The organism is Pantoea phyllosphaerae (assembly GCF_051025595.1).
In the GTDB taxonomy this organism is placed as follows: Bacteria; Pseudomonadota; Gammaproteobacteria; order Enterobacterales; family Enterobacteriaceae; genus Pantoea.
This window is the reverse complement of the sequence record NZ_JBPFDE010000012.1, coordinates 24,973-43,834: the sequence shown is the minus strand read 5'-3', so window position 1 is coordinate 43,834 and position 18,862 is coordinate 24,973. Positions and strand designations below refer to the sequence as shown.

At 55.8% G+C, this 18,862-nt stretch carries 19 protein-coding genes; 11 read left to right on the top strand and 8 right to left on the bottom strand.

The window, feature by feature from the left end; genetic code table 11:
* Position 1 precedes the first annotated feature (1 nt).
* The 5 genes from ACR6A7_RS15835 to ACR6A7_RS15815 all read right to left on the bottom strand — a co-directional run bounded on the left by ACR6A7_RS15835 (position 2) and on the right by ACR6A7_RS15815 (position 6,310).
* Positions 2-550, bottom strand: coding sequence for a DUF1120 domain-containing protein (locus tag ACR6A7_RS15835; protein ID WP_434125963.1), 549 nt, complete (start codon positions 548-550; stop codon positions 2-4).
* A complete protein-coding gene (locus tag ACR6A7_RS15830) occupies positions 547-2,832 on the bottom strand; it encodes a fimbria/pilus outer membrane usher protein (RefSeq protein WP_434125962.1) in 2,286 nt (761 codons plus the stop codon). The genes ACR6A7_RS15835 and ACR6A7_RS15830 overlap by 4 nt, the downstream gene beginning before the upstream one ends.
* A gap of 95 nt (positions 2,833-2,927) precedes the next feature.
* Positions 2,928-3,617: a fimbria/pilus chaperone family protein gene (locus ACR6A7_RS15825; protein WP_434125961.1), complete on the bottom strand. Its 690-nt coding sequence runs from the start codon at positions 3,615-3,617 to the stop codon at positions 2,928-2,930.
* Positions 3,618-3,672: 55 nt separating this feature from the next.
* On the bottom strand, positions 3,673-4,359 hold the full coding sequence (locus tag ACR6A7_RS15820) for a DUF1120 domain-containing protein (protein ID WP_434125959.1): 687 nt from the start codon (positions 4,357-4,359) through the stop codon (positions 3,673-3,675).
* A gap of 508 nt (positions 4,360-4,867) precedes the next feature.
* A complete protein-coding gene (locus ACR6A7_RS15815; RefSeq protein ID WP_434125958.1) occupies positions 4,868-6,310 on the bottom strand; it encodes a purine-cytosine permease family protein in 1,443 nt (480 codons plus the stop codon).
* A gap of 238 nt (positions 6,311-6,548) precedes the next feature.
* Here ACR6A7_RS15815 and rluF point away from each other — a divergent pair, with 238 nt between their 5' ends.
* From rluF to ACR6A7_RS15800, 3 genes are all read left to right on the top strand, one after another.
* On the top strand, positions 6,549-7,424 hold the full coding sequence (gene rluF, locus ACR6A7_RS15810) for a 23S rRNA pseudouridine(2604) synthase RluF (protein ID WP_434125956.1): 876 nt from the start codon (positions 6,549-6,551) through the stop codon (positions 7,422-7,424).
* A 268-nt stretch (positions 7,425-7,692) separates the two neighbouring features.
* On the top strand, positions 7,693-8,298 hold the full coding sequence (locus tag ACR6A7_RS15805) for a TetR/AcrR family transcriptional regulator (protein ID WP_434125955.1): 606 nt from the start codon (positions 7,693-7,695) through the stop codon (positions 8,296-8,298).
* 95 nt (positions 8,299-8,393) lie between these two features.
* Positions 8,394-9,074 carry a type 1 glutamine amidotransferase domain-containing protein gene (locus ACR6A7_RS15800; RefSeq protein ID WP_434125953.1) on the top strand — a complete coding sequence of 227 codons (681 nt, stop codon included), beginning with the start codon at positions 8,394-8,396 and terminating at the stop codon, positions 9,072-9,074.
* A 69-nt stretch (positions 9,075-9,143) separates the two neighbouring features.
* Here the strand turns inward: ACR6A7_RS15800 and ACR6A7_RS15795 are convergent, their stop codons facing one another.
* Complete coding sequence (locus ACR6A7_RS15795; protein WP_434125952.1) at positions 9,144-9,893, bottom strand: DeoR/GlpR family DNA-binding transcription regulator; 750 nt, start codon at positions 9,891-9,893, stop codon at positions 9,144-9,146.
* 80 nt (positions 9,894-9,973) lie between these two features.
* On the opposite strand from ACR6A7_RS15795, the gene ACR6A7_RS15790 reads away from it, so the two are divergent.
* A complete protein-coding gene (locus tag ACR6A7_RS15790) occupies positions 9,974-10,567 on the top strand; it encodes an NUDIX hydrolase (RefSeq protein WP_434125951.1) in 594 nt (197 codons plus the stop codon).
* Positions 10,568-10,746: 179 nt separating this feature from the next.
* Here the strand turns inward: ACR6A7_RS15790 and ACR6A7_RS15785 are convergent, their stop codons facing one another.
* The gene (locus tag ACR6A7_RS15785; protein WP_434125950.1) at positions 10,747-11,673 is read right to left on the bottom strand and encodes an Rpn family recombination-promoting nuclease/putative transposase; all 927 of its coding nucleotides are present in this window, start codon (positions 11,671-11,673) and stop codon (positions 10,747-10,749) included.
* Positions 11,674-11,881: 208 nt separating this feature from the next.
* Between ACR6A7_RS15785 and ACR6A7_RS15780 the strand changes: the two genes are divergently transcribed.
* The 4 genes from ACR6A7_RS15780 (at position 11,882) to ACR6A7_RS15765 (ending at position 14,957) form a co-directional block, all read left to right on the top strand.
* The gene (locus ACR6A7_RS15780) at positions 11,882-12,445 is read left to right on the top strand and encodes a peroxiredoxin (RefSeq protein WP_434125948.1); all 564 of its coding nucleotides are present in this window, start codon (positions 11,882-11,884) and stop codon (positions 12,443-12,445) included.
* Positions 12,446-12,468: 23 nt separating this feature from the next.
* A complete protein-coding gene (locus tag ACR6A7_RS15775; RefSeq protein WP_434125946.1) occupies positions 12,469-13,707 on the top strand; it encodes a protein-disulfide reductase DsbD family protein in 1,239 nt (412 codons plus the stop codon).
* Between the two features lie 61 nt (positions 13,708-13,768).
* Positions 13,769-14,323 carry a sigma-70 family RNA polymerase sigma factor gene (locus ACR6A7_RS15770; protein ID WP_434125944.1) on the top strand — a complete coding sequence of 185 codons (555 nt, stop codon included), beginning with the start codon at positions 13,769-13,771 and terminating at the stop codon, positions 14,321-14,323.
* Positions 14,310-14,957, top strand: a complete 648-nt coding sequence (locus ACR6A7_RS15765; protein WP_434125942.1) for a DUF1109 domain-containing protein — start codon at positions 14,310-14,312, stop codon at positions 14,955-14,957. The genes ACR6A7_RS15770 and ACR6A7_RS15765 overlap by 14 nt, the downstream gene beginning before the upstream one ends.
* Before the next feature lie 21 nt (positions 14,958-14,978).
* Here ACR6A7_RS15765 and ACR6A7_RS15760 read toward each other — a convergent pair whose 3' ends face one another.
* Positions 14,979-16,118, bottom strand: a complete 1,140-nt coding sequence (locus tag ACR6A7_RS15760) for a glycosyltransferase family 4 protein (RefSeq protein WP_434125940.1) — start codon at positions 16,116-16,118, stop codon at positions 14,979-14,981.
* A 451-nt stretch (positions 16,119-16,569) separates the two neighbouring features.
* On the opposite strand from ACR6A7_RS15760, the gene ACR6A7_RS15755 reads away from it, so the two are divergent.
* The 3 genes from ACR6A7_RS15755 (at position 16,570) to ACR6A7_RS15745 (ending at position 18,347) form a co-directional block, all read left to right on the top strand.
* Complete coding sequence (locus ACR6A7_RS15755; protein WP_434125939.1) at positions 16,570-17,790, top strand: MFS transporter; 1,221 nt, start codon at positions 16,570-16,572, stop codon at positions 17,788-17,790.
* The gene (locus ACR6A7_RS15750; RefSeq protein ID WP_434126081.1) at positions 17,790-17,960 is read left to right on the top strand and encodes a DUF2256 domain-containing protein; all 171 of its coding nucleotides are present in this window, start codon (positions 17,790-17,792) and stop codon (positions 17,958-17,960) included. Before ACR6A7_RS15755 ends, ACR6A7_RS15750 begins: the two co-directional genes overlap by 1 nt.
* A gap of 162 nt (positions 17,961-18,122) precedes the next feature.
* A complete protein-coding gene (locus tag ACR6A7_RS15745) occupies positions 18,123-18,347 on the top strand; it encodes a hypothetical protein (RefSeq protein WP_434125938.1) in 225 nt (74 codons plus the stop codon).
* Positions 18,348-18,862: the final 515 nt, after the last annotated feature.

The window sequence follows — 18,862 nt, the reverse complement described above, 5'->3', positions numbered from 1 at the left end:
CTTAGCCGGCGCTGCCGATAACGAATGCGCCGTTCAGATCCCAGCTTTTGCGTTCATTTACCCGCGTAGCCTGCGCCGGAACCCACGCGGCAACCGAAACGTTGCCGCGCAGCGTGGTGCCTGACGCCAGCGCTCCGTTTTGCCAGAAGCGCAGCACGTGCCCCGGCGTCAGGTTCATCTCTGAGGCCTGCCTGCCCTCGTTGTCGATAGTCGCCGGCTGGCCATCGATGAAGACACTGGACAGCGTCAGGATTGCCCTGCCGTTGTCGCCAAACAGATAACTTTCGCTGTCTTTTGCAGCACCATTAAACGCCAGCGTGAGCTGAGCAGGGCGATCGCAGCTGACCTGGACAGTCAGACGCTTTGGCTCACCAAAGCGCAGCTCGGCAGAGTTGAGAGCATTGCCGGGATAGCGAAGCAGTTCGCCGCGGGTCGTTGACGGGTAGGCAATCTGCGCATCGCTCAGTTGAATCTGACACTCGGCGTGGACGGTGGCGATCAACAGCAGACCACAGAGAAGCGTGAGCAGGGGGAAAAAATAGCGTTTCACAATACACATCTCGCTGATAGTGCGGCATAAAGCGTACCTGGCGTATCTACCCAGGGCGTCAGAAGCTTGACAGAACACCGGCTGCCGTCCGCCCGTTGTCCATAAAGCATGCCTTCCGGCATGTCGTCGAAAAACAGCGTGCCATCTTCATTTACAAAAGCGATTAACGTGCCTTTCGCATCTTTTACCGGGCTGCCAGGTGCCGGGCGCGCGTCATCCACGAAAGTGACCAGCGCGCGACGAACGGTAAATGCGGGCAGCATCACCGGCACTACGGCACCACGGTAGGGGGTAATGTCAATAATGCCGCCAGGGATCTCAACATTTTTTGGCAGGCTGCGCGGATCGATTTGTACGGTATTTTTCTGCCATGCATTCCAGGAGGCGATAGCATGTCCACTGCGATTGCTCCAGACAACGCCGCCTGGCGTGCGGATTTCGACATCCGGCTGGTCGCTGTTGAGCGAGATAACGCTAAATGTATCGCCTACGGTGCGCGGCGTGAAGGTGAACCCCTCACTGTGCCAGACCGCGCCGCCGCGCGCGCCAGCGTTATAGCTGGTGGTGCTCTCGCTGCGCGACACGCCGCCGCTTAGCTGGGTGTATTTGTTCGTCCAGGTGGCTGAGCTGGCAAGCGAAGCCTGTTCTCGCTCGCTTTTTTCGCTCGACAGGCTCCAGGCGAACTTATCGTTAACGGTTTGATCGTAACCCACCCCGACGCGGTTTTGCTGGTTGTTATTATTGATCCAGCTGCGCAGGTTGCGGTTATTTCCCAGAGGAATGGAAAGGTTCAGATAGGCATAGCGATTGTCGTAATGCCGCTGATCCGACGACAGACGATTCTTTTGTAGTCCCAGATTAACGTTAACACCGCCGATGGCACGTCCCCACCCAAGCGTGTAACCCAGCGTATCGTTACCCTGCCAGGCATGCGACAGGCTGCCAGAAAAGGTGAAAACGCCTGTCCAGGGATGGTTATAGCTCAGACCTGCGGCATATTGCGACCTGATCTGCCCGGTATCGCCAGCGGTTTTCCTGGTGCTCCACGAGCTGTTGGTGTCGACATAATCGCGGCTGCGAAAGTTTGCGGAGGTCGTCAGCGACAGCCGCCGCGTGAGCGGCATGCTCAGCCCGACCTGTTGATAGAGACCCTGCTTTTTGGCACCGTCCTGTGATGCATTGCGCGCCAGAGAGTAGGTTTGTGACAGCGTCGCCAGCAGATGATCGGTCAAACGAATGCTGGCCCTCCAGGCGCCCGCCTGATAATCCTCGCTGGCGAGCGCCCCCACCGTCAGCGCCATCATCCTGTTATGAAAGACGCCGGTCGAGCCCATAACCAATGGAAAGTTATCCTGCGTTAAACGCAGGCGCCCTGCCGCCAGAGAGGTGCCCATGTCCATAAGCGTCGTAACCGGTCTTGCCTGAATATAGGGCAGCGTCTGCTGCTGTCGACCGCCGCTGACGTCATGACTGACGATTAAAAAATCATCTCGCTGGTTAAGCGCGGGTATGCCGGTCAGGGTATTCATACCGGCGTTAACCTGGAAGGTTTTTAGCAATATGCCGCCCTGCCAGACTTCCGCCGTTCCCGCCTGGGCGATAAGCACATCCAGCGTCACCTGATTCAGGCCGCCGTTCTGCGACGCACGCTCAGGTGTTATCTGCGCGCCGGTGAGATTAATGCCGGAAAACAGGGGATCGCCTGACGTAATTTCACCCATTTGCACAACGGATTTCCAGCCGGGGACGGAACGCTGGGCATAGCTATACAGACGTGTGAAATTACTCTGGCTGTCATAGCTGGAGTAGCTCTGACCGCTGCGAAAGATCCACTGCTCGAAATTCGCGCCCACCTCTGAGGTCAGCGTCTGCGAATGATGAGCGTTTCCGTTACGCGGTTGATACTGGTAGCGCCTGGCATCATAGTTCACCATCAGCGCCTTACCCCCGGTAGCGTAGTTAATGCGGTTCAGTAGCGCCTCAGGAGAGACCTGAAGCGCGAGGCTGCTGCGCTCAACCTGCTCCTCGATAAGGATATCGCTGTCAGGCAGCGGTTTCAGGCAGGCCGGATTGCTGCTGTCAAAACGGCGAGGATCAATACTCAGCTGATTCAGAAGCGATGCTGTCCAGCAGGGCGATCCCGCCTGGTCAAAAGTGATCGTCTGGATGCCTCTGTTCTGCTGATTAATAATAATGTTGGTGGGATGCTCGCCCGGCAGGAAGTGTGCGCCTGTGCCGAGCAAATCGGCCGCACTGGCGTCATAGCCTAATTGTGTCAGCATCCCCTTATCATAGGTTTCTGCTGCCGTCGCGCGGGCCGCGAAAATCACAACGCTAATAAGGAATAATTTTTTCATGAGGCCAGCCGTAACCTTAATTACAACGCAACCTCAAAAGGCGTCGTTAAAATACCAAAACGGGTGACCGGATGCAGTCGAATAGATTTTGCTGAACAGACGCTCGCTTTTGGCAGCGTCAGATTGAGCGTTTCCTGCGGCAAGATATAGGTTTTAGGCAGGGTGAGACTCTCCTTGCCCGGCAGTAAATCCACCTGGGTGGTCAGCCGCACAATATAGTCAGTAGGATTGCTGACGTTTAAAGTGGAACCGGCGCACTGCGCCTTGATCCCTTTCCATGGGGTGGTGTTTAGGGGTAATGAAGACGGTGAGATAATCACCGGAATGTTTTGTCCGACCAGTACACGCGCACGATTCTTTTTGCCATCCTCAGGAGGAATGGAAATAAAATTAATACGCTGCATGGTTTGACGCGCGACTTTAACCCCCTCTTTTAATACCACGCGCACCTGCTGTTTTTTCCCGGCGTCCACACGTGCGAGCTGCGGAGTAATAATCAGTTTGTTATGACCATCTTCCGGAATAGTCTGCAGGCTGCTGTGCAGGAGTGCGCTATGGCTGTCAGTATTCTCAACATTGATGGTCGCTTCGCGATTTTCATCATCGAGAAAGAGCACAGAAGCTTCGGGCTTCATCCCCGCCGCCAACGCATGTGAAAAAGAAGCGCAGAGCATTACTGCAATAAGCGTCGTGTTAAATAGTTTTTTCATGTCATTTAAATGTAAATAGTGAAGGCCTGTTGGCCTTCACTAAGGAGGTTAAAAATTACAGGTAAACGATAGAGAAAGTCACGTTACCGTCGATATTGACCTGTTCACCGCTTGGGTATTTATCTGCTTTTTTCAGTACAACACCGCCGGTCAGGTTATAAGTGGCTGTGGTCACCGTTGCAGGCGACGTTGCATCAGCGGTTTCGCCTAGCGCAAAATAACCATTGTTGACCAGTGAACTCACGGACGTTGCAGAAAGCGTATGCGCAGTCCAGTTCGCTTTATCAGTGCTGGTCAGCAGATTATTATTTACCGTGCCGTTCAGCGTAGCGCCATTGATACCCAGCAGTAATACGCCAACCTTGCCGTTTGCACTGTCGGTGCCCAGACCAAAAATGCTAGTCGCTGCGCTTGACATGTCTGCGCCCATTTCATCAGTAATTTCTGACACGGTCATCGCACTGGATGAGCGATTATCGACGCTTTGCACGGCGATAGCGGTAGCTGAATCACAGGCGACAGAAACGGTGACAGGATCGGCGCTAATCTGATTCATTGTGTTTGTTAACGTTGACGCTGAAACAGTTCCAAAGTTCAGGCTTGCTGTGCTCAGCGACACGTCGCAGGAGGCTGGCGTAATAGTGCCGGTAACGGCCAGCGAAGCGGATTCAGCAGCGTGGCCAGCAAAGCTTGCCGTACCCATCGCCATAACAATTGCAGAAGATAATAAAATTTTACGCATAATTCCCTCATCACTTATTAAATGATTTAACAAAAATCAGCTTTGATTTAATTATGTGAATGACAAATTAAATCAGGCGCTTCCTTTCTGACAGGTGGAGTTAAAATAAAAAACAACCAAATAAGTTCGCTATTCAGTCAAGATTCATCTGGCAGAATCAGTGAATCCTTCATTTGACTGGAATGCATAATACCACGCCGTTTTTATGACGCCATTTTAAGAGCGCGCTGACTAGCTGTCATCTTGGAGGGGATAAAATAAATTCGTTAATATAATGTTTTTATTTTTTGAAATATCGAATCAAACGCTCTTTTAGTGACCATGATTTACATAAAATAACAAACAAAACAGAAAATGGCATTCTCAAAAAGGAATGTATTTTTGATACCCTGCTCTGATAATTCAGCCATATATTATTTACGAAAGGGCTTGACTGGTTTATGGCCCGTAGAAGCCGGTCATTAACCGGCCTCTACGATGCCCGAGGTTCTCTGTGCGCCTGTGGGGCCTAAATACTCTTGTCTGAGGCTGGATAACGTGTCGCGGTCAGCCTTCCCCGACGGTCCCAGCGCCCACATGCTGCCCATAACAGCGCCGTTCCCAGCCAGCCAATAATCCAGGAAACATCATTATCGGCAAAAATCCAGGTTAACGACCCTTTGTATAACATGTTGTTGATAAACGGCAGTTGAATCACGACACCGGTAAAATAGACGCCAATGCCAGTCCAGTTCCAGCGTCCATAGCGACCATCGGGCTGTGACAGCGCGGGAATATCGATATGACCTTTGGTGATGAGATAAAAATCGATGAGACTGATGGCGCTCCACGGCACGAAAAAGGCGAGCAGGAACAGCAGGAATTGGGTAAATGACTTAAGAAAAGCGGGCTCGCTGATCAGTGCAATGCCGCAGGAGATCGTCACCATCAGCACCACGAAACCAATGCGTCTGCCCCGGCTCAGCGAGGTTTGTCGGCTGAAGCCGGAAACGATGGTGGTCAGCGACATAAAGCTGCCGTAAGCGTTCAGCGTGGTAAAGGTAATCTTGCCGAAGCAGATGGCGAAATAGATTACCATCGCCATGGTGGCGCTACTGCCCAGGCCGACGATATAGCCCACCTCATTGCCGGAGAAGGCGCTGCCCGCAATAGCTGCGACGATAACGCCCAGCGTCATCGATGCCTGGGTGCCGAGCACGGTACCGAAAAACACCGCGCCGAAGAGGCGTCTGGCGGAGACCTCTTGGGGCAGGTAGCGCGAATAGTCAGAGACGTAGGGGCAAAACGCAATTTGCCATGACGAAGAGAGAGAGACGGCGAGTAAAAAGGTCGAGAAAGCGAAGTGGCGATTCTGCCAGAGCGGCGCTAAATCGTGGGTTGAGAGCAGGGTGACGAACAGATAGAAGAACGCCAGCACGCCGATGACGCTGGCGACTTTGCCCAGCTTATGAATGACCCGGTATCCCAGCACGGCAATCACGATAATTATCAGGCTAAACAGGATCATCCCGGCGGCGTTGTTGATATGCAGCAGCTTCGCCATCGCCTGGCCAGCCAGCACCGTACCGCTGGCGGAGAAGCCGATATACATAATACAGACCAGCACCAGGGGGATCACCGCACCGAAAACGCCGAACTGAATGCGGCTGGTGATCATCTGCGGCAGGCCCATTCGGGGGCCCTGCACCGCATGCAGCGCCATCACCGCAGCGCCGATAATCTGGCCCACCAGCAGGCCGATAATTGACCAGACCACATCGCCGCCCAGCACCACGGCGAGCGCGCCGGTGACGATAGCCGTAATCTGGAGGTTGCCGCCGAACCATAGCGTGAACTGGCTAAACGGATGACCGTGACGTTCGCGGTGGGGAATAAAATCGATCGATCGGGTTTCAGCAAGCCGCTGGCTCTCGCCGTCCGAACGCGCTGATGCAGGAAGTTCCGCTGACATAGGTTCCTCGCCAGAGTGAAGTGTGAGTGATTATTTGCCCTTTGTTAACCGCTACGACGCTACATGTATATACATGTACGGATGTTGTCATGCCGTTTCAAAACTTACAAGGCGGCGGGTCATTGGAAATTGTGATGGCGCTGGCAAGCCTGGCGTGAGGAAAGAGAGAAAAGAGGCCGGGAATATGCTACATAAGCGCAAAGATTGTTGTATAGTCCGCGCTTTTTGGAGGTTTCCCTTGCTTAACGCATCCACGCGCCTGAACAAATATATTAGCGAGAGCGGAATCTGTTCACGCCGTGACGCCGATCGCTACATTGAACAGGGCAACGTGTTTATTAACGGCAAACGCGCTACCGTCGGCGCGCAGGTCTTTCCGGGTGACAGCGTCAAGGTAAACGGCCAGCTGATTGAGCCCCGCAGCGAAGAGAATCTGGTGCTGATCGCCCTGAATAAGCCGGTCGGCATCATCACCACCATGGAAGAGGGCGAACGCGATAACATTCGCGACTTTGTTAACCACAGCGAGCGTATCTTCCCTATCGGCCGACTGGATAAAGACTCCCAGGGGCTGATCTTCCTCACCAACAATGGCGATCTGGTGAATAAAATCCTGCGCGCGGGCAATAACCACGAGAAAGAGTATGTGGTCACTGTTGATAAGCCGATCACCGACGATTTTATTGCCGGCATGGGCGCGGGCGTGCCGATGCTCGGCACGGTCACCAAAAAATGCAAAGTGGTTAAAGAGTCCGCGTTTGTCTTCCGCATTACGCTGGTGCAGGGGCTGAATCGTCAGATCCGCCGCATGTGCAAGCACTTCGGCTTTGAGGTCACGAAGCTGGAGCGCACGCGCATTATGAACGTTAACCTGAAGGGGATTCCGCCAGGCGAATGGCGCGACCTTACCGACGCCGAACTGGCGGAGCTGTTTAAGCTGATCGAGAATTCCTCTTCAGAAGAGAAGCCCGCAAAGAAAAAGACGCCCGCGAAAAGCAGCGCGGTGAAAAAGCCGGTTATCAGCAGCGCGCCGAAGAAAAGCGAGAAAAGCGATGACCGAGCGGGCAACCGCAAACGCTTTGTCCAGCCAGGACGCAAGAAGAAGGGGCGGTAAAGGCGACGGACGCAGTTCGTCGGGCGCGTCTGTGCTGTAACTGCGCAGACGCGCCCGACGCAGCGGGACGGATATTACCTGTCGTTCTGTCCGGGCAGGCCCGGACGCCTGCCTTGCCGGATGGATTTTCTATCTTTTACGCCGCCTGCAGCACGAGGCTATTGATAAATAATCACTTTTACTGTTTCCGTTAATCCGTGATAGAGTAGGTGCAAAAAAATTATGCTCTCCTCTAGACGACCGGTCTAATAAAAGCTATTTTGACTTCATGAACAGAGCCGCTCACAAACACCGGGAAGACATTCGCGAACATATTCTGGACACCGGCCAGCGCATTATGGCCAGCAAAGGATACTCGGCTGTCGGTCTCAACGAAATTCTGACGGAAGCAGGCGTGCCGAAAGGCTCGTTCTATCACTATTTCGGTTCGAAAGATGCCTTTGGCGTCGCCATGCTGGAAAGTTACTTTGAGGACTATCTGGCGGAGATGGACGAGATCCTGGGCCAGCCCAACTGCACGATGCAGCAAAGGCTGATGCGCTACTGGCAGCAGTGGCAGGATACGCAATCTTTTCAGGCGTGTCAGGGTAAATGCCTGGCCGTCAAACTGGGCGCCGAAGTGGCCGATCTTTCGGAAGCGATGCGCCATACGCTGGAAAAGGGCACCGCCGGGATTGTGGTACGCCTGACGGAGAGTATTGAGGCGGGCGTAGCGGAAGGGTCGCTGCGCACCAAAGAGAAGCCAGCCGTGGTGGCGGAAAGTCTCTATCAACTCTGGCTCGGCGCCAGCGTGATGGTCAAGATTGTACGCAACAAGCGACCGTTTGAATCAGCCATGGTGCTGACGCAGCAGATGCTGAATGCTGCCTCCTGACGAGGCAGCAATAAAGGTTGTCCAGATTTTTATCGGCAAAATCTAGACGACTGGTCTACTATTTTAACGACACCTTTACTACGCGGAGAACGGACATGAAAGTATTAATGGTTTTGACCTCACATGATCAGCTGGGCGATACCGGACGTAAAACCGGCTTCTGGCTGGAAGAGCTGGCCGCGCCTTACTACGCCTTCAAAGACGCCGGCGCCGACATCACCCTGGCCTCGCCGCAGGGCGGCAAGCCGCCGCTGGATCCGAAAAGCAATGAGCCTGATTCGCAGACTGAGCTGACCCACCGCTTCGAAGCAGATGAGGAGGCTAAAGCGCAGCTGGCGTCGACGGTGCGTCTGGAGAGCGTTTCCGCCTCCGACTTCGATACGGTGTTCTACCCAGGCGGCCACGGCCCGTTATGGGATCTGGCGGAAGATCCACACTCCATCGCCCTGATCGAAAGCTTTATTGCAGCTCAAAAACCGGTTGCGCTGGTCTGTCATGCGCCGGGCGTGCTGCGCCATGTGAAAACCGCGGCGGGGCATCCGCTGGTTGAAGGTAAAAAAGTGACCGGCTTCTCCAACAGCGAAGAAGAGGGCGTCGGCCTGACCAACATCGTGCCTTTCCTGGTAGAAGATGAGCTGATCGCCAAAGGCGGCCTCTATTCCAAAGGCGAAGACTGGGGATCCTATGTCGTGCAGGATGGCCTGCTGATCACCGGGCAGAACCCCGGGTCATCCGCGGCAACGGCGGCGCAGCTGCTGAAAGCGTTAGCGAAATAATCGCTGATTCTGCGGCGGCGCACCTTCACCTCAGGCGAGGGTGCGCCAGCCGTTTCACGCTGTTCTCGCTTAAATCACCGTAATCTGCTTTTGCGCCAGCAGCCTCTTCATCTCCGCATCCGGCTCGCCGTCGATCACCAGCGTGCTCGCCAGCGTCAAATCGCCGATGGCGAACGCCGAGGCTGAATTCATCTTCTCCTGCGACACCATCACCACGGTTTCCGAGGCGCGCGCCGCCAGCGCCCGTTTGATCCCCGCCTCTTCATAGTCGCCGGTGGTCAATCCTGCGCGCTTATGGACGCCCGTGACGCCCATAAAAAAGAGATCGGCGTTGATGCGTGCGATAGCCTCCAGCACCGCCGTGCCCACCGCCACGATGGAGTGACGATAGAGCAATCCGCCAAGCATAATCACCTCGACCTGAGGCGAATCAACCAGCGCCACGGCAATGCTCGGGCTGTGGGTAACGGCGGTAAAGGCAAGATCCGCAGGCAGCTGCCGTACCATCGCTTCGGTCGTGGTGCCGCCGTCGATAATCACTACCTGACCGGGCTGGATAAGCCCCACCGCTTTTTGCGCGATAAGCTGCTTGGAGCCGGACTGCACATTTTTGCGTGTTTCAAAAGGCGCCACCGCCGCCGATACCGGTAGCGCACCGCCGTGTACGCGCTGCAGCAAGCCTTCCGCCGCCAGCTCCCGGAGATCGCGGCGTATCGAGTCCTCTGAGACGCTAAAGCGCTGGCTTAGCTCGCTGGACATCACCTGTTTTTCCGTTGCAAGTAGCGCCAGAATCTGCTGCTTGCGCTGTGAACTCAGCATAAAAAACGCCTTTGTTTTTTCTTGATGTTGCACGATTATGCATGATAGCGTGTTTTTTGTCACCTTCCTGAGGAAAAAACATGCAGCCGAAAATACGCCACCTGCGCGAACAGTTGTTATCCGATGACTGGTACACGCTAAAAAAATATACCTTTGAACAGCAGCGCGCCGACGGCAGCTGGCAAACGCAGAGCCGCGAAGCCTACGATCGCGGCAACGGCGCCGTTATCCTGCTCTACAACCGCGCCCGTAAAAGCGTGGTGCTGACCCGTCAGTTTCGCCTGCCGGTTTATATCAACGGCCATAGCGGCTATTTGATTGAGGCGGCGGCCGGCCTGCTCGACAACGCCTCGCCCGAGACGCGCATCCTGGCGGAGGCGGAAGAGGAGACCGGCTTTCGGGTCACGCATGCGGAGAAGGTGCTGGAAGCCTATATGAGCCCCGGATCCGTTACGGAAAAGCTCTACTTTTTCATCGCGGAATACCATGACGACGATCGGCACGGCAAGGGCGGCGGGCTGGCGGAAGAGGGCGAAGATATCGACGTGCTGGAGTGGCCTTTCGCCCGCGCGCTGGAAGCGATCCGCAGCGGCGAGATCGAAGATGCCAAAACCATTATTCTGCTGCAGCACCTGGCGCTCAGCGCCGTTTTTGAGAGGGAAAAGCCATGTTGATTTTGATCGCGTCCATACGCCGACAATAACGTGCGTCCTGGCGAACGCCTCGGACCTCGACCGACAGCCTGCCCGTCTTTGAGGCATAGCTAACAGCGGGGAGCGGGGAGCGGGGAGCGGGGAGCGGGGAACAGCGTAGCCGCCAGAAGGCGCGACGGCTACGCGTAATGAGGCAGGACTTAGTGGCGGATTTGCTGCAGGTCTTCTTCAGACAGGCCCGTCACTTTCATGACTGAAGGTATGTCCATACCGTTTTTCAGCAGGTTTCGAGCGATATTAAGGCTGGCCTCGCGCTCGCCAAGCTGCCGGCCCTGGGCCAGACCTTGTTCCAGTCCTTTTTTCAGGCCTATCTGCTCAAGCTGTTGTGCAAGGGTCATCAGTTCATCCTCATGCTGCGGCACGCGCTGTGCCAGTTCACGAATCATCGCTTTCGCGTCCGGCGTTTCGCCGGCCTGAAGCATATAGTTTACCAGCGCTATCACCTGCTGTCCGGTCATAAATTCCGTCAGCATTAGCGTGGCCAGCTGATCGAGCAGCCCGCGAAGATCGCGCTGGCGGATATGTTTTTGCAGCAGCGTCAGCGCCGCCATGCTGCGGTGCTGCATAATTTCTTCATCCGGAATGACGGTAACGTCCACCAGCGGAAAATTTCCGCCGTAAAGCGCTGCGGCCCGCTCTCGCTCGCTAAAGGAGTCGAGCCAGTTCATTGAGTAGGGATAAGGGCTGCGCTTGCCCTGGTAAAAGAGCACCGGGATCACCAGCGGCAGGGTTTTATGCCCGGCGTCAAGATGACGCTGCATTGCCGCCACGGCGTAGCGCATCAGCCGGAACGCCATATGCTTATCCGGCGAGCTCTGGTGCTCAATCAGGACATGCACATAGCCGTCGCCGCCACTGGTTTTCAGCGAGTAAAGCACGTCGCTGTAATAAGGGCGCAGGTCATCTTCGACGAAGCTGCCGGATTCCAGCTTCAGCGTCGAGAGATCGCAGATCGCCAGCAGCGCGGGCGGCAGATGCAGCGCCATAAAGTCGCGTGCCGTCTCAGGGTGCGAGAGAAAGGTTTTGAACACTGCGTCGTGCGGGGTCGGCGTACTGTTCTTGTGCATCCTCATGTGCCTTATGCCAGCTGAAATCCGTTGCGCGAATAGTACCACAAGGTCCGGCGCCCATCAGTACGCCATAGAGCCAGAACGGTTTGCTCATTACCTCGTCGCAAAAAAATTTTTCCGACAGCGAAACTTTTCGCCAGCGGCGAACGAACCTTTGATGACATCCTTCAGGCACGTCGCCTGATTGCCCACGGAGAAGAACGAGATGCGGATGAAAAACAACCTGAAAACACTGGCGGCCGCCACGCTGCTCGCCCTGAGCCTGCCTGCCGCCTCAGCGTTTGCCGCGCTGCAGGTCGGCGACAAGGCGCCCGATTTCAAACTCGACGCGGCGCTGGCCGGTAAAGCGACCACCTTCTCGTTGCAGCAGGCGCTGCAAAAAGGGCCGGTGGTGCTCTATTTCTTCCCGGCGGCCTTTAGCGCGGGCTGCACGCTGGAAGCGCACGATTTCGCCGAGGCGACTGACGAATTCAACAAGCAGGGCGCGACAGTCATCGGCGTGACCGCAGGCAACACCGACCAGATCGCGAAATTTTCCCAGCTCGAGTGTCGCGATAAATTTACCGTTGCGGCCGATCCCGGCGCCAGAGTGGCGGCAGAGTACAAAAGCACCATGGAATATAAAGGGAAGACCTTTTCCGATCGCACCTCTTACGTGATCGCTCCGGACGGAAAAATTCTGCTCAGCTATACCGACAAAAACCCAGATGCGCATATCCAGAAGGCGATGGACGCGGTGAAGAAATATCGTCAGGCCAATCCCGTCTGATCCCTGAACCAGGTGACATTATCATGCTGACCGCTATCGCCGCCGCGTTTCTTGGCGGCCTGATACTCAATCTAATGCCGTGCGTATTTCCGGTGATTTCGCTGAAGGCGCTGAGTCTGATCCGCCATCACGACAAACCGGCGCACGCGCGCGCCGAGGGGCTGGCGTTTTTGCTGGGCGTCGTCGCCACCATGCTGGCGCTGGTGACGGTGCTGCTGCTGGCGCGGGCGGGGGGCGCCTCGGTCGGCTGGGGTTTTCAGCTCCAGTCGCCGCTGGTGATCGCGCTGCTGATCCTGGTGATGCTGGCGTCAGCGCTCAATCTCTTCGGCCTGTTTGAAATTGGGCTTTCCCTGCAGCGGGCTGGCGAGATGGGTGGCGATCGTAGCGGCTTAGTGGGTTCGGCGCTCACTGGCGCGCTCGCTATCGTCGTGGCGACCCCGTGCAGTGCGCCCTTTATGGCCAGCGCCGTCGGCTATGCGCTAACGCAGCCGCCAGCCGTCAGCCTGGCGATCTTTCTCGCGCTGGCGCTGGGATTCGCCGCGCCCTTTACCCTGATCGCCTTCTTCCCGGTGCTGGCGCGCGTGCTGCCAGCGCCTGGTGCCTGGATGATTACGCTGAAACACGGACTGGCTTTCCCCATGCTCGGTGCCGTGGGCTGGCTAATCTGGGTGCTGGAACGCCAGGCGGGTTCGGCGGCGCTGGCGGCGATCCTCGCCTGCTGTCTGCTGCTCAGTTTTGCCGTCTGGTTATATGGCATGGCGCAAAAGCGCCGTATGATGGGTCGTCGCCACTGGGCGCTGCATCTGACGACAGCGGTTTTCCTGCTGCTGCTGGTGCCGCCGCTGTTTAATCTGAGAAGCGTTGCCGCGCCTGAAGAGAATGCCGGGCGCGCCGTAGCGGCGGCGGCCATCGCCTGGTCGCCGCAGAACGTCGATGCGATTAAAGGCCAGGGCAAGCCGGTACTGGTGAACTTTACCGCCGCCTGGTGCATTACCTGCCAGGTTAACGATCGCACCTCTTTATCGACTCAGGCGGTGAAAACGGCGATGGCGCGCACCGACACCATTTATATGGTCGCGGACTCCACGAAATATAATCCGGACGTCGAGCAGGCGCTCAGCGATTTTGGACGCGGCGGGCTGCCGCTCTATGTGGTCTATCCGGCAAACGGCGGGAAGCCGGTAGTGCTGCCGCAGGTGCTGACGCCAGGCATCGTGATTTCAGCGCTTGAACAGGCCGCTGAAAGCGGAAAGAAAACGTGAACGGGTGAATGATTGATTAATCTCTTAGCCGAACGGATGGTTCAGCCTTTAAGCGCGGACAATGCCCGCCACTGACGCGCGCGCTCAGCACTGGCCCCTGTTAATGGCCCGCGCGCAGGCTGGCGATAAAGCTGCCTATAACCAGCTTTTGAAAGCGATGGTGCCCGCCATCCGTGCCCTGGTGCGCAAAAAGATCGCCGACGAAGCGCTGGTTGAAGATGTGGTTCAGGAGACGCTGCTGGCGATACATCGGGTGCGCCACACCTACGATCCGCGCCGTCCCTTGCTGCCCTGGGTAGCGGCCATCGCTTCGGCCAGGGCGATTGATGCCCTGCGTCAGCGCGGCCGCCAGCATGAAGTGCAGGACGATGACGCCCTTCAGCGTCAGACGACGGAAGTGAACGAGGCCGATGGAGGCCAGGATGCGCTGAACGACCGTTTAGGCGCGCTGCCGGCGCGCCAGCGACAGATTGTCGAGTCCGTTCACCTGCGCGAACAGAGCCTGGCCCAGGCGGCGGCCGAGGCCAATCTTTCGCTGTCTGCGGTCAAATCGCTTTTGCACCGCGCAATGCTCAACCTGCGTAAATCTGGAAGTGGCAAGCATGAGAAATCATGACCAACTTATCGATCGGCTCAGCGCGTCAGCGCAGCCGGTCAGACGCGTCTGGCCAACGGCATGGCGCGTCACCGGCTGGATCGCGGCGGCGCTGCCCTGCGGCGTGCTCGGCAGCTGGGCGCTGCACAGCCGCTACACCGACTGGTCACAGCCCGGCGCGCCGCTGGCGATAGCGGCCTTGCTGTTGTCTTTTATGCTGGGCGTCGGCGCTATCGCCGGGGCCTTTACCCTTAGCCTGGCGGGGCGGAAGCCGCCGGCGCTGCGCTATCTGTTTTTGCTGGCGCTGGCGTGGCTGGTGCTTAACCTCGGCAACATGAGCGCCGCGCCCGCAGGCGCAGGGCGCTTTGGCGAAGGTATACACTGCTATCTCTTTATGCTGTGCGCGGGCCTGCCGATGATGGCGATCTCAGTGTTCAGCCTCTATCGTACCCGCGCGATCTTTCCGATAAAAAGCCTGTCGCTGGCGGGATGCGGCATCGCTTTTATGTCGTCAATGCTGCTGTCACTCTGCCACGACACCCAGCTGCATATGATCGATTTTTTCATGCACCTGGCCGCAGGCCTGACGCTGGTTGCGCTCACGGTGGCAACGGGACGTCGCTGGGTCCGCCTGGAAGGTGACGCACGTCTCTGACCCATGCGGACCTGCTGTTCGTCACCGCGCCAGCGCATAAATGGCATCGAGGTTCTCCTTAAAGCGAGCCGGATTATGGTGCATCTCGATTCGCTGTATGGCGTTTTTAGAACGGGAGAGAACAGACGCCCGATCCGCCAGGATCGCCAGCACCTGCGCTTTCAGCTGGTCCACCATCAGACGCCTCAATGCTAATTTATCCTCGACCGACGCCACGGTAAGTTCGAACATCGCGTTCAGGGGACAGGTAATGGTCCAGCCTGCAGCATCCGGGTTTATTTCGGGCAGCGCGCGCACATTAGTGGTGATAACGGGACAGCCGCACGCCTGCATTTCCAGAACGGAAAAGCCATAGGTATCTTGCCAGCTAGGCAACAGGCCGACATGGGCGCGCTTAAATAACGCGATAAGCTCGCTATTAGGTCTGGACGTAGCCTGAGTGAAAATATTATATCGCGTTAGCGATTGTTCAATTTCTCTGTAAAAAGAGGCCTCATCCTGATATTTGCCATGGGCGAAGTTGATTCTATTGTTAAGATCGCCTGTTATATTCACCTCAACGGTTTCGGCGTTAATTAACCCTTCTTCAGCCAGTTCGCTGAAAGCGAGCACCACTTCGGCGCCGCCTTTGCGATAAAACTCATTACCTACAAAGGTAAAAATTAGCTTTTTGTCAGGCGCATCGCGTACTCCGTCATAAAGCACCGGCTGCGGGGGATGCAGCCGGTGCATTTTAGGGAGGATTGCTGCCGCCTCTTCGGGAAAGGCTTCCAGCAGTTTTAGCTGAATCTGTCTTGCGGCTTCTGACATCGCCACGATCGCCACACACTGCGGCGCGGCGACCAGCTTAAGCGCTTTTTTCAGTTCTGGGTTGGCGAGTTTGGGTATGCCTGGTACCGGCAAAACGCGTGGCAGTTCGGTTTCAAAGGTGGCGACCCAGCGCTGTCGGGTCTGGGCAACCTCGTTAAACAGATGAATTACCTGCGTATCCGCTGGCATAAGAAAACGGAAGGGCCAGAAGATAAATACTTTATTGGCACGCGCCAGCGTCTGTCTTATTTTATTAATGTAGAGCCATATATTTTTATAACGAAAATCAAGGTAGGTATACTGCTCGTTAACGATGATGTTTCTTTTTTCCGGGTAGCCGCGCCCGCTCACTATTATCTTCATATAAGCCCCTGATGAAAATCCGGAAGCAACAGGTGATACGCTGAAAAAGGATCAGACTAGCTGATTATATAATCCTGACCGTTTTAATTCCGCCACCGAACGGCGCAAAGCGTGCATTATAGGAAAATTCCTTTTTTGATTTAAATTACTTAATATTTATTTCTTCCTCACCGCCTTATCACTTTTTTTCATCAGTTAATCCAGCTTCAGCATTTGTCATCTTTAGTTACATCGGGAGGCGATTTATTACTTCTTACTTAACGAAAATGCATTTATTTATTAATTAATATTTTTTATGCGTATTAGCGCGGATAGCAGCGTAGGAGATCGTTTAGCTGGCCGGTGAACCCCGTTTTTTACGCATCCTCGCTTTCCGTGCCAGGCTTAAACGAAACGGGATGTTATCTCAACGATCCTGAACTTATTGACGAGGACGTGTATGACGCTGCGATCGCTTCAGGCGCTCTGTCTGGTAAATTTCTTTATGGCGGACGTGCGGGACGGACTGGGCCCGTTTTTAGGCATCTTCCTCACCGAGCATCACTGGCGAGCGGATGATATCGGCTGGGTGATGTCCGCCGGCGGTCTGGCGGGTTTATTCGCCACCCTTCCCGCCGGGCTGATCACCGATGCGACTCGCTATAAACGCCTGCTGCTGATTGCCGGATCGCTGGTGATTACCTTATCGACGCTGCTGCTCTGGTATTTCCCCGAGTCATGGGTGACGCTCTGTTCCCAGATCCTCACTGGACTCGCGGCAGCTTTTATCGCACCTGTACTGACCGGCATGACGCTTGGCCTGACCGGCCCGGACGGATTCAGCCGCCAGATGGGCCGCAATGAAGCCTTTAACCACGGCGGTAATATGACGGCGGCAATTATCGCCGGGATCGCCGTCGCTTACTGGGGAACGGGCGGGGTCTTTGTTCTCATGACCGCCATGGCGCTCTGCGCGGCACTTTCCGTCTTTGCTATCCGACCTGACGACATAGACGATCGCCTTGCGCGCGGATTAGGCAACGACCACAATCAGCTCGGGCTGCCAGGGCTATCGGTCATTCTACGCACTCCCGCCATTATTTTTACCGGCTTAACGCTGCTGCTGTTCCATCTCAGCAATGCCGCGCTGCTGCCGATGCTGAGCATGCGCGCCGCCGCGACCCATGCCGGGACGATGCCAGCCGGCGTTTATGCAGCCGCCACCGTGGTGATTTCGCAGTGCGTGATGATCCCGGTCGCCCTGTTTGCCGCCAGCCGCGCGCAGAAGTCGGGCTATTCAATGCTGATCACGGCCGCGCTGCTGGTCTTGCCGCTGCGTGCCGCCATCGCGTCGGCTTATCCCGGCGCTTATGCAATGATACCGGTTCAGATACTCGACGGTCTGGCGGCTGGCCTGCTGGGTGTGGCGGTGCCGGGCTATATTGTCAGCGTGCTGGCAGGAAGCGGGCATACCAATGCAGGACAGGGAGCCATTATGCTGATGCAAGGGGCGGGCGCAGCAATGAGCCCGGCGCTGGCGGGCACCATTGCCGCGCGTTACTCCTACAGCACGGCATTCGCGGTGCTCGGCGTTATCGCCCTGACGGCGCTGGCTATCTGGTGGGCAAGCAGCCGGTTCGAGCGGAGAAGCACCCATGCTGAACCTGAAGGAGGTCAATGATGCGCGTCTTCAAAGGGAACAAACAGTCGCTGCCGGTACGTTATTGTAAAAACTGCAAAAAACCGATGACATGGCGTAAAAAATGGGAGAAATGCTGGGATCAGGTGCAGTACTGCTCCGAACGCTGTCGCCGGGAAGCAAAGCGCGGCACAGGCGTTAGCCAGGAGTGACGCAAGGAAGCCTAATGGTAACTTTTCACGTGAAAATGCAACGATTCATCAACAGGGAGGCAACGCGAAGGGTGTTGCCCTCCACGCGCATGACATTGCGACTATGCTCATCGGGTTGCTTGTCGGCAATGTGCTGTTAATTCTTATGAGGATGGAATTCAGATGCGTAAACTGTCGTGTTTAGTGATCACTTTGGGCCTGCTGATGTCGGTCGCCTCTCAGGCTGAAGCAAAAGGCTGCCTCAAAGGCGCAGCGGTTGGCGGCGTGGCCGGGCATATCAAAGATCATGCTGTCGCGGGTGCGGCGGCGGGCTGCGCCGTAGGCCATCACATGGCCCATAAAAAAGAGAAAAAGGACGCAGAGAAGAATCAGCAGCAGGCGCAGTAAGCTGGCTTTCAGGGCTGCAGGTGCAGCCCTGAAGTCGCCGCACAGGCAAGGCCGGAAGCGCTGAACGGCGCTGTGAGCCATCAGGCGCAATGGAACAACGAATCAGGCGGGGCATTGCACGAGAAATGGCAGGAACAGATGCAGGGAAAGTATAAAACGCCAGATTTAATTTAACATAATTTGTATTTTACGAACTAAGGCTGCAGGGGCAATCAGCCTGCACGATTTGAGCCAGGCACTCCTCCTGCACACGGGGTATCCAATATTGGTCGCCAGTGACAATATTCAGCAGGCCCAGTGCGTCCCTTGGATACCGGCTTTACCTGCCCGACTCGGCAAAAACAGATAATAAAAGGCTCAATTAGCAAACACTTTTTTTAACAACCAGGCGCTGAATAAATTTTCCTAAAAGGCACAGATTGTCGAAAGCGTTAAAAGAATTTACTTACTATGTTCCATGAAAACATAATTAATTCAACAAGATTAAGGGAGCCAGCTCAACTTACCGCATGTCG

Bases quoted from the DNA above. Each gene is read 5' to 3' on its own strand.
- ACR6A7_RS15830 (WP_434125962.1), bottom strand. From the start codon at position 2,832: ATGCTGACACAATTAGGCTATGACGCCAGTGCGGCCGATTTGCTCGGC.
- ACR6A7_RS15825 (WP_434125961.1), bottom strand. From the start codon at position 3,617: ATGAAAAAACTATTTAACACGACGCTTATTGCAGTAATGCTCTGCGCT.
- ACR6A7_RS15820 (WP_434125959.1), bottom strand. From the start codon at position 4,359: ATGCGTAAAATTTTATTATCTTCTGCAATTGTTATGGCGATGGGTACG.
- ACR6A7_RS15815 (WP_434125958.1), bottom strand. From the start codon at position 6,310: ATGTCAGCGGAACTTCCTGCATCAGCGCGTTCGGACGGCGAGAGCCAG.
- ACR6A7_RS15805 (WP_434125955.1), top strand. From the start codon at position 7,693: ATGAACAGAGCCGCTCACAAACACCGGGAAGACATTCGCGAACATATT.
- ACR6A7_RS15800 (WP_434125953.1), top strand. From the start codon at position 8,394: ATGAAAGTATTAATGGTTTTGACCTCACATGATCAGCTGGGCGATACC.
- ACR6A7_RS15795 (WP_434125952.1), bottom strand. From the start codon at position 9,893: ATGCTGAGTTCACAGCGCAAGCAGCAGATTCTGGCGCTACTTGCAACG.
- ACR6A7_RS15790 (WP_434125951.1), top strand. From the start codon at position 9,974: ATGCAGCCGAAAATACGCCACCTGCGCGAACAGTTGTTATCCGATGAC.
- ACR6A7_RS15785 (WP_434125950.1), bottom strand. From the start codon at position 11,673: ATGCACAAGAACAGTACGCCGACCCCGCACGACGCAGTGTTCAAAACC.
- ACR6A7_RS15780 (WP_434125948.1), top strand. From the start codon at position 11,882: ATGCGGATGAAAAACAACCTGAAAACACTGGCGGCCGCCACGCTGCTC.
- ACR6A7_RS15775 (WP_434125946.1), top strand. From the start codon at position 12,469: ATGCTGACCGCTATCGCCGCCGCGTTTCTTGGCGGCCTGATACTCAAT.
- ACR6A7_RS15770 (WP_434125944.1), top strand. From the start codon at position 13,769: ATGCCCGCCACTGACGCGCGCGCTCAGCACTGGCCCCTGTTAATGGCC.
- ACR6A7_RS15765 (WP_434125942.1), top strand. From the start codon at position 14,310: ATGAGAAATCATGACCAACTTATCGATCGGCTCAGCGCGTCAGCGCAG.
- ACR6A7_RS15755 (WP_434125939.1), top strand. From the start codon at position 16,570: ATGACGCTGCGATCGCTTCAGGCGCTCTGTCTGGTAAATTTCTTTATG.
- ACR6A7_RS15750 (WP_434126081.1), top strand. From the start codon at position 17,790: ATGCGCGTCTTCAAAGGGAACAAACAGTCGCTGCCGGTACGTTATTGT.
- ACR6A7_RS15745 (WP_434125938.1), top strand. From the start codon at position 18,123: ATGCGTAAACTGTCGTGTTTAGTGATCACTTTGGGCCTGCTGATGTCG.